We start from the raw sequence: 13,539 nt of genomic DNA, 5'->3' as shown, positions 1-13,539 counted from the left end.
CCAGACGAGAATAGAAATTACTCTTGGGTAAACTCAATTTTACCCGTAGTGTAAATATACTTGCCACTACCTTTTTCTTCACTGATGCGTATTTTTGACAGACCAAAATGGATGCGCACGCCCGGAAAAATTTTACTGACCACTTTAATATGACATTTTTCGAGATTTTCTTGTGTTTCTTTTTCGATTGTTTTAATTTTTTCTTGAATAGGTGCAAGGTCATTTTCAAGACTTAGGATAGAATTTCTAGCTTGTTCTAATTTTTTCTTTCGGTCAGGAGCTTCTTTGTTATCGAGTAATGATTTCTGAACTTGGTACAGCTGATCCAGTTGCTTCTTAATGGGAACCATCTTTTCTTTTAATTGGGCAATTTCTTCTCGACCTTCATCAGAGTTGGCGGTTAAAAAAAGTTGAGTGTTAATGAATGCTGGAGCGCCAATTTCTCCCGCTGTTATTGACTCTCCGACTTTAGTAAAGCCTGCTATCAGTTTGCTTTTTCGATCATTACCTTGACCTAAAATAACAGATTGTTTAGCTTCACTTCGACAGTGCAATAACTGTTTATTAATATGAATCGATTTACCAGCCTCTAAATGAGAGTATTGAGCGTATCCAATATTGATATGTCCTCCTGCTGTGACGTGGCAGCTTAAACCGGAATAATCATCACTCGCTTGTTCATCGACTTTCTTTCCTGCGGCGCCGTTCGCAATTGCAACGTCACAGCCGGCTAATATGGTCGCTGAATTTATTGAGCCACCGACCGTAACAGAGCCTGTAGCCTCTATTCGAACATTGTTGGAAACATCACCTTTAACGACAACACTGCCATCAAATATGATATTGCCGTGAGAAGCATCGGCTTCTTCAACCATATAAACTTCATCGACTCTCATTCCGTTGTCGATAATGACCGGCATACCGCTGCGAGATGCTATGATCAAATGACGGTCTTCCGCTGAGCGTTCTGCGCCTTCTCCTAACTCAAAAGGTGTTTCTTCGGTTTCTGGAGCCATAATTGTTTGGCCTGTCACCGTAAATCCATTAGTTCCAGGAGTTGCAGGAATGCGTTTCATGATTGGCTGTTGCGGTTGTACTGTATCAATGGTACCAAGATCGATTAAATCGACAGTTCCGTCGTCTTTAAGTCTTGGTTTGAGTACTCGGTCTAATAACGTTGGCACCAAACATTTGAACTCTGTTTTGGCGCCGGGTTCGGGAAGCTTACCGGTTGCTAAAACTGCTTCTAAATGAGACCCTGGCTCTACTTCATCAATCGTTTTTAAAAAGTCTCTTACGGCGTCTTCTTTGATGCCATCAACCACTTTATTATTGTTTAACCACTCAACGAGACTATCAAAATCAAAGGTCTTCCCGTGACAAGCTGTAGTCACCTTCACAACTGCAGACATTTCTTCTTCATCAATCTCAAGCTCAAATTCGGCGTCACGAGCTTCGGCAACAGTAATAATTTGAGTCCCGATGTTTGGATCATTATTGATATTCAGGCAGGTTTCCACCACTTCTTTGACCTTGTCTTCAAATAAGTGGCAACGCGCGAATTGGGAGCGTTTGAAAAAGTTGTGGAAGGCCACTTCGTTAATATTCATTGTTTTTTCAGACGGCTCTATGACAGCCTCAACAAAAAACGGCTGCTTACTCCACTGCAGTTTCAGTGCGCTCATAGAGTATGCCTCATGAAAATTACAAAGTACCAAAATTCATATCAACTGAATAAAGTATAGACAAAATGGATAAGAAGTTAAACTTTTGAGATTGCTGTATTTTTTGGGGTAATCATCAAGGAGTTTAATGAGCAAAAGAGGGGAAATAGGCCGGATTTAGCCTTGAATGCAAAACCGGCCAGGAAAAACGAAGTTTTTAGCTTAGTTGCTGCAGAATAACTTCGGCGGTACTGGCTTCAAATTGTTTGGGTTGTTCGACATTGAGTTTACTTACAACGCCATCATCAACAATCATTGAGTATCTTTGAGAGCGCAAGCCACCAAAGTCACCAGTTTCCATTTCTAGGCCGATTGCCTTGGTAAACTGTCCGCCGCCATCAGCAAGCATCATAATATCGTCAGCATTACTGGCTTCTCCCCAGGCTTTCATAACAAAAGAGTCGTTTACAGAAAGGCAAATAATGGTATCGACACCTTTGGCTTTAATTTTATCTGCGTTAACGACAAAGCCTGGAAGATGAGCTTCGCTGCAGGTTGGAGTAAATGCTCCGGGTACCGCAAATAGAACAACTTTTTTACCAGAGAAAAGCTCTTCTGTTGTTGGATTGCTGGAGCCTTCTTTAGTAATTAATGAAAATGTTGCTGCGGGGAGTTTGTCACCTTCTTTGATCATCTTTAATTTCCTTTCAGTCAGCTAGATTGAGTTGCTTTATTCTAGAAATAATTGACGTTGAAAGATAGACATAAATTTTGTGAGGTATTTAATACGAATTGTTAATTGAAACCTGCGATTCATTAATTCGATGCGATCTTAATCGCAGGTTGGAATGAGTTATTGTTGATAAATGATCGCTGATTTTTTAATAGCTGCTAAACCACTCTCATCGACTTCGCAGTTTTTCAGTTTTGATTTTTGGAAAACATAAATTTCATCATCATTACCTGAGGTTCTACCAAAGTTATCAAAAATCAGGGTGACATATTCATCGTTTTGTAAAGATTTCAAAGATGCTTTGTATTCGCACAAAGTTTTAATGGAATCATCAATTAAACTTTGCTTTTTTTCATTTAATTTAGCGAGCCGTTTTTCGCGGTAGGCTTGTATTTTAGCATTGTATTGATTCATAGCTTCCTTATTATTAGCAATTTGTTGCTCAATTTTCTTTTTTTGCTCGTCAAGTTCCTGCTGTTTCTCTTCATCGGCACGAAACTTTTCTCGTTCTACCTGACGGAGTTCTCTTAAGTTATCGCGTAAAATTTCCTTTTGCTCTCTGAGCTCTTCACGCATTTTCTCAAGCTCTTCTCTGATTACGCGAGACGCTTCGTCTTTGTTACGTAACTCATCCATACTGGATTCAAGTTCTACTTCGATTTCTTCGATGGCTTCAGGAGGCAGTACATCGGTCATTGGCGAGAGCGTGCTATGAACTAGCGCTAGCGTATTAGCTCCGATTTGTTCACCCCAGCTTTCCCAGTCGGTAGGTGTGCCGGTAACAGAGAGAAATCGATTAGAATAAATAGTGAAAACCATGCCTTGTTGAGCAAGATACTGCGAATCTATTCGGCCGCCAAATCGCTCATCTCCACCCAGTGATGCTTCCAATATTTTCTCCATAATTCGCATGTCTTTATTGATTTCTGAGAAATCATTGGCCGAAGCTTTGCAAAGTACCGTGCAAGCGATCGCGGCTAAAAAAGTGTGCTTAATAGTCATTGATATCTCCTAAACCTAATGGGATGTTTTGAGCACCTGATTTAGGTACTGATTATTTTCAATTTGATTGTCGACGACATAGTCGAGACGTTTGTTGAATTTTTGCTGATCGGAATCACGTTGTTGTAACCAGCTGGCCATCAACACATTCATATCTTGACGTCGCTCTGAACGATTGTGTGCTAATAATGCTTTAACCATTTCTTGATTTTCGCTGACACGATCCAGTTTTTGATTCTCAAAACGCGTGTCTATGTATTCCGCTTGCTGCTCTGCTAGCTGAGAAACTTTTTGCTCAACTATACTTGCTATTTCGGATTGTGAGCCTTTACCGCCAAAGCTCACAGAAAACCCGCTGTCATTAGAAATAAATTCGACGCGAAAGAGAACTAACATGATGGCCAGTGTTGACGTTGCCAGAGACAGTCGATTCATCCAGTTGACATGTTTGCTCTGCCGCGATCGCGCTACAAAGGCAGTTCGATGCCAATTCGGTGGAGTTTGCTCGTGCCAGGTTTTATCCATTTGTTGCATGTTTACCGCGCCATGATAAAGATCGCGGCAATGTTCACAACGATCGATGGACTGCTCGAATGCTCGGGCAAGAGAGGGCTCTAAGGTGCTCTCTAGGTATTCAAACAAATAACGTTCGACGAGTGAATGATCACATGACATGTTTTACCTCCAAATGCCCTTTAAGTTTTTTTAGGGCAGCGTAAAGTCGGGTTTTCACAGTGTTAGGCGAAATGCCTGTTTGCATAGCAATTTCGTCAAAAGTGAAGTGTTGGAAGAATTTAAGTTCAACGATAATACGCTGATTGTCGGGCAGCTCGGATAAACATCGCATAATCTCATTATTCGATTGCTCTGTTTGTAATTCGAGCTGTGGTGTTTTTGAATCGACTTTGTGATTGACATCGATAGGGTCTGCTTCGTGAGTCGGAACTCTGTGCTTGCTTCTTAGCCAGTCGGTTGATTTATTGGCTGCGATTCGAAAAATCCAGGTTAGAAGCTGGCTATTACCCTGAAAGCTCGGCAAATTTCTATAGACCGCTAAAAAAACTTCTTGCATTAGGTCCATGGCATCGTTTGCTGAGCCAGTCAGACGCAAGCAATAGTTGAAAACTCGCTTTTCGTATCTGCGTACGAGCTTGACCCACGCGCGCTCGGAGCCATCGAGCGCTTTACTGATTAGTTGTGAGTCTTCTTCTTTAAACAACATATTTTGGACTTATAAAGTTTGTGTTTGCAGAGTTAGTCGTTGAGTGGAGAAAAAAAGTTTTAAATTTGTATGATTTATTCTGGATCGACAAATACACTATCTCCAATAGAGAGAGCTAGCTCCGCCTTAACGGACCCCTGATAAATAGCGAGCTCCAGGTATCCATCGGAGTTGATAATTGCAATTCGGTTATTGGCATTAGCTTCGCAATAAAAAGGTCGAATGGGAAATTGATATTTGTTGCAGTCAACGGTTAACAGAGGATTTTTGGGAATGTCTGCCGAGGTAATATTGGTAATGGCATTTCCGAAGCGATCAAAGCTTAGAATCTGACCAATCAGTTTATTGCCAATGAACTCTGCCGGCGGAAAAGCAAGATTATGATAGCCGTCTATGGGACTCGCTAATTCTTCAAGCCTGATTTCAGGGTTTAGCAAGCAAGCAGCTGCAGGACTAAATAAGGCTAATCCATCAAAACTGGTATGCTTTTTCCACCATTCTGTTTGAGACTTTAATTGGTAACTTTCAACATTTTTGTAGCGAGAGGCCGCAAGAGATAGCACGCCGTTATCCGGCCCGACCAACCAATGTCGATCGCATCTGAGTGCCAATGCTTTCCGTTCTGAGCCAACGCCAGGATCCACCACTACCATATGGACAGTGTTATCGGGATACTCCTGGGCATAACGCTGCAGAGAAAAAGCTGCCTGCCAAACATTTTGCGGTTCAATGTCGTGAGTAATTTCGACAATTCGATGGTGTGGTGAAAGGCGTAACAATCGTCCCATCATTGCGCCAACATAACCATCTTGGCTTCCGAAATCGGTCATTAGTGTAATTATGTTAGCCATATGTGCCTCATTTGAAACGCTTTTTTAAATTTTAGGGCAGTGGTATAGTGGTGCCCGTTAGATAATATTAAGGTGAACCGATGAAAACTGCTACTCAATGGCTCGAAGAGTATGGTGAGAGTCATCAAAATTCGACTAATAAACTGATTCACTGGATTTGTGTGCCTGCTATTTTCTGGAGTGTTGCGTTAATGCTTTGGTCAATACCTGTGCCTCAGTGGTTAGCGGTTCATTCAATAGTAAATTGGGCAACCGTGGCTTTAGTGCTCGTGATGATATTTTATATTGTCACTTCTTTGTCCTTGAGTATTGGTATGTTTCTGTTTTCGGCAATCGTCATTTGGGCAACGTATGCTATCGAACGACTCGCGCCATTTGAACCTTGGGTGGTTGGCGTTGTCATTTTTATAGTCGCTTGGATATTCCAATTTGTCGGGCACAAAATTGAAGGTAAAAAACCTTCCTTCTTTAAGGACGTGTTGTTCTTGCTTGTTGGGCCTGCTTGGCTTATGGGATTTATATATAAAAAATTGGGAATTAAGTTTTCCTAGTTGGCGTGTCTTTTTTAATAAAACAAATAATAAAGTGAAAATATGGCTGTAGAAGAAAGTAGTGCTTTAATTACCAGTGATGGCGTAACGTTAGGAATCTTAGCTATCAGTTTGGGGTTTGTGTTTTACACGTCGCACTCTAACCACAACTTTTGGCGCAACTTTTACAAGTACGTTCCAGCATTATTGCTTTGTTATTTTATTCCTGCCATTTTTAACTCTGCGGGTATTATCTCAGGTAGCGACTCTCAAATTTATTATGTCGCTTCTCGATTCTTGTTACCTGCTTCACTGATATTGTTAACCCTGAGTATTGATCTCGGAAAGATCAAAAAGTTGGGAAACAAAGCCGTTATCATGTTTTTAACCGGGACGATAGGCATTGTAATTGGTGGTCCAATCGCAATTTTGCTGGTGTCGCTCGTGAGTCCAGAAACGGTCGGTGGCGCTGAGCCTAATGAAGTCTGGCGTGGTATGACTACCATCGCTGGTAGTTGGATTGGTGGTGGGGCTAACCAGGCAGCCATGTACGAAACTTTTAATGTTTCTGATGACATATTCCCCGCCATGATTGCTGTGGATATTATCGTGGCTAACATCTGGATGGCTGTTTTGCTGGTTATGGCCAGTAAAGCAAAAGAGTTAGATGCGAAACGTGGGGCCGACGCCTCATCGATTGAAGAAGTTCGTAAGCAAGTCGAAAAATTTCATATGGAGCATGCAAGAATGCCGATGCTTAATGATTTTATGATCATTCTTGCCGTTGGGTTTGGCGCTACCGGAGTAGCTCATCTTTTTGCCGACTTCTTGGCGCCTTTGATATCTCAAAGTTTTCCCGAACTTAAGAAGTTCAGTCTTGATAGTAAATTTTTCTGGTTGATTGTTGTTGCGACGACCATTGGTTTGGCGCTTTCTTTCAGTCCAGCCAGAAAACTCGAGGCCGTGGGAGCATCAAAAGTCGGTTCGGTTTTTATTTATATTCTGGTGGCTTCAATTGGTATGAAAATGGATATCAAAGCCGTAGCCGATCATCCCGGGCTCTTTATCGTTGGATTAATTTGGATTAGTATTCACGCGTTTTTGCTATTAGGGGTGGCAAAGATTATAAAAGCACCAACATTTTTTATCGCGGTTGGCAGTCAAGCTAATGTGGGTGGAGCTGCTTCCGCACCTGTGGTTGCTTCGGCGTTTCATCCCGCTTTGGCGCCGGTAGGTGTACTACTCGCTGTATTGGGGTATGCTCTCGGCACCTATGCAGCGTATTTATGTGGATTGTTAATGCAAATGGCCGCCCCCATTAGTTAAAAAGTTGGTCTACATTAGAATAAGCAACTTATAATAAAAGCCTATACTAGATAGTAGCGGTTAAACGAGATTGATATACAGAGCCGACACTTATGAGGAAACAATCGGATGTTGAAGTTACAATTCAGAGATAAATCACGCCCCGACCGATGGTTGGTGGATTCTCTGATCACGATTGGTAGTGACCCATCGTGCGATATTGTGATTGATTCAGCCCGTGTTGATCCTCATCATGCTGAATTGCATATTAAAGACAACGACATTGAGTTTGTTCACAAGTCGACAACGAAAAGCTCGTTTGTTAATGGTGCTCTTATAGCTTTAAATATCGATTTAAAAGCATGGGATATTATCAAGATTGGAGATACCGAACTTGAGTTGGTTGATCCTTTGCTTAATCGAAGTCCACGTCGAGACGAAGCGAGCAACAAGACGCAGATAAGAGACGCGTTAAGCGACTGGTTAATTCAAGCACAAACGGCTCCTTTTTCAGGACAAATATTTCCGGTATCCAAATCGATTACTCTAGGTCGAGATACCGATTGTGATATTGCAATTCCAATGCCTCATGTATCGCGAAAGCATGCACAAATAACCTTTGCCGATAATAAGCTTCGAATTAAAGATTTGCAGTCGGCAAATGGAACTTTTATTAATGGTGAGAGAAAACCGGAAGCGTTATTAAAGCATGGCGATGAAATTCGAGTAGATGAGTTTTGTTTTAAAGTCATCTTTACTGGTGAAGTAAGCGATCAACAACAGCAAGTTTACAACACGACAATACGAGAAACTAAAACAGCGAGCGCAAAAGCACCCAAAGCAACAGGCAAATACCCAACGCCGCAAAGTGTCGATACGATTACTGACGATATGACGCTTGAAAAGGCATTTTTTCATGGCAAGTCATCGGCAGTACGTGGCAAGCTTTACGAAGTTGAGTCGACAGGATCGCCAATTGGTCGAATGCTTGGTCATCATTTATCAAGAGAAGATACCAGTGTTTCTGGCCGGCATGTTGAAGTCTTCAAAAAGGGACGTTTTTGGAGTATAAAAAACAATGGCGCAGCAAATGGATTACTGGTTAACTCTCGAATGACGACTCGCGCTACCTTGGTTGATGGAGATGAAGTTACTATTGGCGGTGTTGACTTAATATTTCAAGCTGAAGGTGACAAACCAAACAAAATATTTTTTGAGGATGAAAAGTCATCGTTCGATTTTGGAATGTGGACAATTTTCGTTGCTGTTTTAGGCGGCGCGGCTTTGCTGTTTTTTGCACTTTTTTAGTGAATGCAATTTAAGGTTTTAACTGAGCAGCCCACCACAGTAAAAACTCTCTGAGTATTTGATGAATATGAATTTTGACTTCCGGTAAGAAAAAATAAATCTGCAAATAAGTGAAGCCGACCGAAAATACCAAAATCCAAAATAGATTATTGAACCACCGAAAAAAGGGCAATGAAGCTTTTGCTTTTCTTCTGATGCCGATAGGTGTGAAGACAGATTTACGCTTTAGGTCTTTTTCCGGTAGTGCTTTTAATTTAGCAAGTTCTCGTTGTACTTCAACGGCTGTTTGAAATCGAAAACTGGGTTCAAGGGCTAACATTTTCAACAAAAATTCATGCAGTCTCTTTGGTAACTCGCCGTAATTTTCAGTGTAAGCAATCTGCCCTTTTTTCCATTGTATTGGGCTTCCTGTAAGCATGTGGTAAAACACGGCTCCAAGTGCAAAGATATCCAATTGAGGGGAAATCGCTTCTTCTTTTTGTGGAGAATACCAATTGTCAACGTCTTCCTCATGATGATAATGCTCGCTTAATCCGAAGTCAGTGAGCTTTACCTCATTGGTTTGAGAAAACAAAATGTTGGAGGGGCGAATATTTCCATGATGAACTCTGTTTTGGTGTGCGAACACCAATGCATCGACAAGGTCGGTTGCAATGGAGAAAAAGTCGTTAAATTTAAAGGGGGTAAGCAAACGATCCGATAAGGCTCCGGCATTCATATACTCCATAACAACAATAAAGGCACGCTGATTACTGGCGGTACCGTAAATATTAATGATATTTGGATGTTTTAAATTGGAAAGTATTTTGGCTTCCTTAAGCCCGCTACTATCATGATTTCGTTTCTTTATGACAATTAAGTCATTGGATTTTTTCTTTTCGTATAAATAAACAGTGCTGAACTCGTTTTCATTAAGCACATCTAGCAGTGTAAATTTTTTATTGAGAGCCTGAACATCTTTTTCTGCACTTTCTTTCTGGCTAGCAGCAAGGTGTGCGCCTTTAATGACTTGTAGTAATTGGTTTTCGACAACGGAAGCTGAAGTGGGGCGTTGAGAGGGATCTTTGGCAATACATTGACTAATAACTTTTTTAATCGATTTTGGTAAGTTTGATGCTTCGATATTTGGTTGACTTACAGGATCTATAAAGTTTTCAGTAAACACTTCAAACATCATAACTCCTAAGGAATAAATATCACTTAGTAGACTTGCGTTAGCAGAGGATATTTGCACCTCAGGTGCCATGTATCTTTCTGTTCCTATCACTTGAGTTCGGTTGTTACTTTGAAAGCGCTCGTCGGTATAAAAACTGGCGATTCCGAAGTCGAGTATACGAGCGTTATCCTCAGTATCAACAATGATGTTTGCTGGTTTAATATCACTATGAACAATACTATTTCGGTGTGCGTAAGCTAATCCTCGACACACTTGAATTATATATTGTATTTTTTTACTCATTGGAATTTCATCGTCTTGAACGAGGTCGTGTAAAGTCACACCCTTAACGTATTCCATAACAAAGTAAGGCTTGCCAGATTCTGTAACTCCTTTATCGATAACGTGAATGATTTTGGGGTGATTCAATCGAGCTACGATGAGAGGCTCGTTCTCGAATAAGTCGAGAGCCGTAGTGTGATTAAGAAGTTGTTCGGATAAAAATTTTATGGCAACGGTGCGGCGCAAAGAAAGTTGCTCGGCAAGATAAACTTCTGACATGCCTCCTTCGCCAATTTGCTCTTTGAGTTGGTAGCCTGAAATTTCCATAAGTAATTGTTTTGCTTTGTTTTCGTTAAGCTTAGCAGAGAATTTAAGGCTTCCCAGTAAAAAGTGTAATCTCGGTAGGTGTCTTGAATTAGATGGTTTGCATCCCTACAATCGTCTGCTAATAATAAAAACTAAGAATAATGGGAACCTTTTGTGACTCTTTACCTTAACCATCAAATAAATTCATCTTTAATACCCCTGATTTTTCTTATCCTCGGTATCTTTTCAATTTCAGCGAAAGCATTATCAATCGAAGATTTCGCTAAAAACTATCAATATAAACAAGCGGTCATTTCGCCCAATGGAAAGCGTGTTGCCGTAACTTACGATAATGGCGAGTCAACACGCATATACTTTTTTGCCTTGCCGAGCTTAAAACAACTGGGTAATCACGGTTTGGGAGCGAATGTTCCTGGTGAGATTTTTTGGGTCAATAATGATCGGATTGTTGTTAAAGTTTTGCATAACTTAGTTCAATATGAAGAGCCTAAGTATTTGGGCGAGTTGTATGCTGTTGATTATGATGGAGATAACGGTAAATTTATATTTGGTTTTCGAGCTCACGATCCTGGAAAGCGTCACAGCCGTCGCAAAGCCAATGAGAATAAGGCTTGGGCAGAAATCATAGACGTCTTAAAAGATGATGATGACCATATTTTGATTAGTTCAGCAGAGTGGGATAATCGAGGTGCTTATCCCGAGGTGATGACATTAGATGTTTACCGTGGAAAAACACATCGTATTGCTAAATCACCTGCTCGTCGAGCAGCTTTTTACACCGATGAAAATGGCAAATTAAAACTAGCACATTCTATAGATTCCGAGCGTAATCAGACACTATTTGTAAAGAAGGAAGATGGTGGTTGGAAAGAAATTGATAAAGTTTCGATGGGAGAGTCGTTCAGTATCGCTTCAGTGGTCGGAGAGTCGTTTTATGCATTCAATAATGCTGGAGGAGATACTCTTGGATTATTTAAATATCAATTATCTGATGGAAAACGCCGTTTAATCTATCAAGATCCTGAATTGGATTTAGTTAGAGAAGGAGTGTTTAGTAAAAATACCAGAGAGGTTATCGCGTTAAAAACATACCCCGATTATCCGGTTTATCAGCTAATTTATCCAGATTCAAAAGAAACTCAAAACTTTAAATTTCTCGCAAAAACATTTTTAGGTTATTCAATATCAATTACCAGTCAATCTCAAAATGGCGAACAATGGATAGTTTCAGTTTCGGGTGATACGACTCCTGGCACTTTTGTTTTATTTAATACTAAAACTCAAGAAATTCGTCCTATATTGTCTATGGCAAAGCACCTAAGTCCATCTGAACTCAATGTGGTAGAGCCTTTCAAATTTAAATCGTCTGATGGATTGAATATTCGTGGTTACATTACCTATCCGCAAAAGCCAAAAAATGAAAAAGTACCTATGGTGGTTTTGGTGCATGGTGGACCACACGGAGTTCGAGATATTTGGGGGTATAACGCTGAGGTTCAAATGCTAGCGAATCAAGGATTTGCTGTGTTGCAAGTTAATTACCGAGGTTCAGGTGGGTATGGCCTTTCCTTTAAAAAAGCGGGATACCAAAATTGGGGAACTTTAATTCAGCGTGATATTTACGAAGCGGCAAATTGGGCGATTCAACAGGGACGTATTAATAAAAATCAAATTTGCATTATGGGGCAAAGTTTTGGTGGTTATTCCGCAGTTCAATCGTTAGTTAAATATCCTGATTTTTATCAATGTGCAGTTGCCTCGGCGGGTATTTACGACCTAAATATGTTAGACGAAGAGGGTAGTTATGCCGACTCTTACGCCTCGCGGTTAGTTTTAAGAGAGTTTGTTGGTACAGATGAAAAGCAATTAAAAGCTCATTCTCCGGTGTATAATGCGAAAAATATTAAGGCACCAATTTTACTCATTCATGGAGTTAAGGATGAAATTGCGCCGATTGAGCATGCAGAGGCTCTGAAAGAAGCACTCGATAAAAGCCAAAAAGAGTTTGAGTGGTTGGTATTTGACCAGGAAGAGCATGGTCTTCGATCCGATGAAAAACGAGTGAAGTATTACAAGCGTGTTGCTAAGTTTTTGAATACGCATATAAAGTAATGAGTTAAGTAACAAGCGAACTTTGAAAAGAGCGAGTCAATCTTTGGATTTTCTCGCTTTTTCTATTTATTTTGAGGGCAAAAAGTTTTCCGCCATCATGCAGCGCATGCTCCCTCCACCAATGTGCTCAATGGTGTGAACATCGTTTATAAGACAATGACCTAAATTTTCAAGTTGTTTCCTCTGTGTCGTGTTAAAGCCTCGCCAGGCTGATTGAGACATAACAATGGTGGTTTCGTCTTTGCTATTTTTTACTTCTAATATATTTCCACAAAAATAACGTTCCATCTGTTCAAAACTGATATCGATAACCTTTTTTTTACATGACTCAAGCTTTTCGAAAATAATTGTTCGTTCCGTTTTTGCAATACTCTCACCGCATATCACGGCGAACTCTGAGCCAATACTCATGACCACATTGGTGTGATAGACGGATTTTCCGTGAGAACTGGTTGCATTAAAAATATTAGATTGCCATCCATATTTTTGACAATAAGCCTCTACAATGGCTTGTTCACATCGATCTGAAAGTGCTGTGTAGGCTTGTTGGTATTCGTGGTCAAAAATTATGGCACCGGTGCCTTCGAGAATTTGATTTTGGTTTAATGATTCGGTGATATCTTCTATATTTTTTATTCGATAACCTGAGTTTTCCAATAGTGCATTTAATTTTTGAGGAATGACTTCAATTTTGCGATTGGCGGTTTTCATCGGGTAAAGTAAAACCGTACCATCGGAATGAGTGGTAAACCAATTATTTGGAAAGACCGCATCTGGAACGTGTAAATCTTCGGGGTGCTCCAGAACTAGCACTTCAACGCCATGTTCGGTTAATTGATTGACCGCGTTATCGAATTCCGATAACGCACTAGTAAGAACTGTTTCTGCTTCTTGTTTACTTGGCTTGTGTTGAAACTCGTTGTCAGACCCTGTTTGTTCGTTAAATCCAAATCGCAAGGGGCGACACATAATGACACTGTGAGTCGATTGCCTGTGTTTTAGCATGATCTTTGATAAATGAGTTGAGATTTTTAAATGAGAAACCAA

12 protein-coding genes are annotated in these 13,539 nt (G+C 40.5%); 4 read left to right on the top strand and 8 right to left on the bottom strand.

The features are described from left to right. Window positions 1–17 precede the first annotated feature (17 nt). From FAX86_RS02230 to FAX86_RS02205, 6 genes are all read right to left on the bottom strand, one after another. The gene (locus tag FAX86_RS02230) at window positions 18–1,685 is read right to left on the bottom strand and encodes a FapA family protein (RefSeq protein ID WP_144391703.1); all 1,668 of its coding nucleotides are present in this window, start codon (window positions 1,683–1,685) and stop codon (window positions 18–20) included. A 196-nt stretch (window positions 1,686–1,881) separates the two neighbouring features. Beyond that, a complete protein-coding gene (locus tag FAX86_RS02225) occupies window positions 1,882–2,358 on the bottom strand; it encodes a peroxiredoxin (RefSeq protein ID WP_144391702.1) in 477 nt (158 codons plus the stop codon). Between the two features lie 159 nt (window positions 2,359–2,517). Next, window positions 2,518–3,399 (bottom strand): hypothetical protein, encoded by an 882-nt coding sequence (locus FAX86_RS02220; RefSeq protein WP_144391701.1) that lies wholly within the window; start codon window positions 3,397–3,399, stop codon window positions 2,518–2,520. A gap of 15 nt (window positions 3,400–3,414) precedes the next feature. Further along, window positions 3,415–4,074 (bottom strand): zf-HC2 domain-containing protein, encoded by a 660-nt coding sequence (locus tag FAX86_RS02215; RefSeq protein WP_144391700.1) that lies wholly within the window; start codon window positions 4,072–4,074, stop codon window positions 3,415–3,417. Further along, window positions 4,064–4,621, bottom strand: a complete 558-nt coding sequence (locus tag FAX86_RS02210) for an RNA polymerase sigma factor (protein WP_205859088.1) — start codon at window positions 4,619–4,621, stop codon at window positions 4,064–4,066. The genes FAX86_RS02215 and FAX86_RS02210 overlap by 11 nt, the downstream gene beginning before the upstream one ends. A 74-nt stretch (window positions 4,622–4,695) precedes the next feature. Continuing rightward, window positions 4,696–5,472, bottom strand: a complete 777-nt coding sequence (locus tag FAX86_RS02205; RefSeq protein ID WP_144391699.1) for an SAM hydrolase/SAM-dependent halogenase family protein — start codon at window positions 5,470–5,472, stop codon at window positions 4,696–4,698. A gap of 80 nt (window positions 5,473–5,552) precedes the next feature. Here FAX86_RS02205 and FAX86_RS02200 point away from each other — a divergent pair, with 80 nt between their 5' ends. From FAX86_RS02200 to FAX86_RS02190, 3 genes are all read left to right on the top strand, one after another. Then, the gene (locus FAX86_RS02200; protein ID WP_144391698.1) at window positions 5,553–6,023 is read left to right on the top strand and encodes an Mpo1 family 2-hydroxy fatty acid dioxygenase; all 471 of its coding nucleotides are present in this window, start codon (window positions 5,553–5,555) and stop codon (window positions 6,021–6,023) included. Window positions 6,024–6,065: 42 nt separating this feature from the next. Continuing rightward, window positions 6,066–7,328, top strand: a complete 1,263-nt coding sequence (locus FAX86_RS02195; RefSeq protein ID WP_144391697.1) for a DUF819 family protein — start codon at window positions 6,066–6,068, stop codon at window positions 7,326–7,328. Between the two features lie 108 nt (window positions 7,329–7,436). Continuing rightward, window positions 7,437–8,615 (top strand): FHA domain-containing protein, encoded by a 1,179-nt coding sequence (locus FAX86_RS02190; RefSeq protein WP_144391696.1) that lies wholly within the window; start codon window positions 7,437–7,439, stop codon window positions 8,613–8,615. A 10-nt stretch (window positions 8,616–8,625) separates the two neighbouring features. On the opposite strand, the gene FAX86_RS02185 is transcribed toward FAX86_RS02190, so the two are convergent. Continuing rightward, a complete protein-coding gene (locus FAX86_RS02185) occupies window positions 8,626–10,380 on the bottom strand; it encodes a protein kinase domain-containing protein (protein ID WP_144391695.1) in 1,755 nt (584 codons plus the stop codon). A gap of 153 nt (window positions 10,381–10,533) precedes the next feature. Here FAX86_RS02185 and FAX86_RS02180 point away from each other — a divergent pair, with 153 nt between their 5' ends. After that, a complete protein-coding gene (locus FAX86_RS02180; protein ID WP_144391694.1) occupies window positions 10,534–12,492 on the top strand; it encodes an alpha/beta hydrolase family protein in 1,959 nt (652 codons plus the stop codon). A gap of 66 nt (window positions 12,493–12,558) precedes the next feature. Here FAX86_RS02180 and ctlX read toward each other — a convergent pair whose 3' ends face one another. After that, window positions 12,559–13,461: a citrulline utilization hydrolase CtlX gene (gene ctlX / locus FAX86_RS02175; protein WP_246128482.1), complete on the bottom strand. Its 903-nt coding sequence runs from the start codon at window positions 13,459–13,461 to the stop codon at window positions 12,559–12,561. Between the last annotated feature and the right edge of the window lie 78 nt (window positions 13,462–13,539).

The organism is Pleionea sediminis (assembly GCF_007570825.1).
In the GTDB taxonomy this organism is placed as follows: domain Bacteria; phylum Pseudomonadota; class Gammaproteobacteria; order Enterobacterales; family Kangiellaceae; genus Pleionea; species Pleionea sediminis.
The sequence above is the reverse complement of the archived record's forward strand: the minus strand, read 5'-3'. Positions and strand labels throughout refer to the sequence as shown.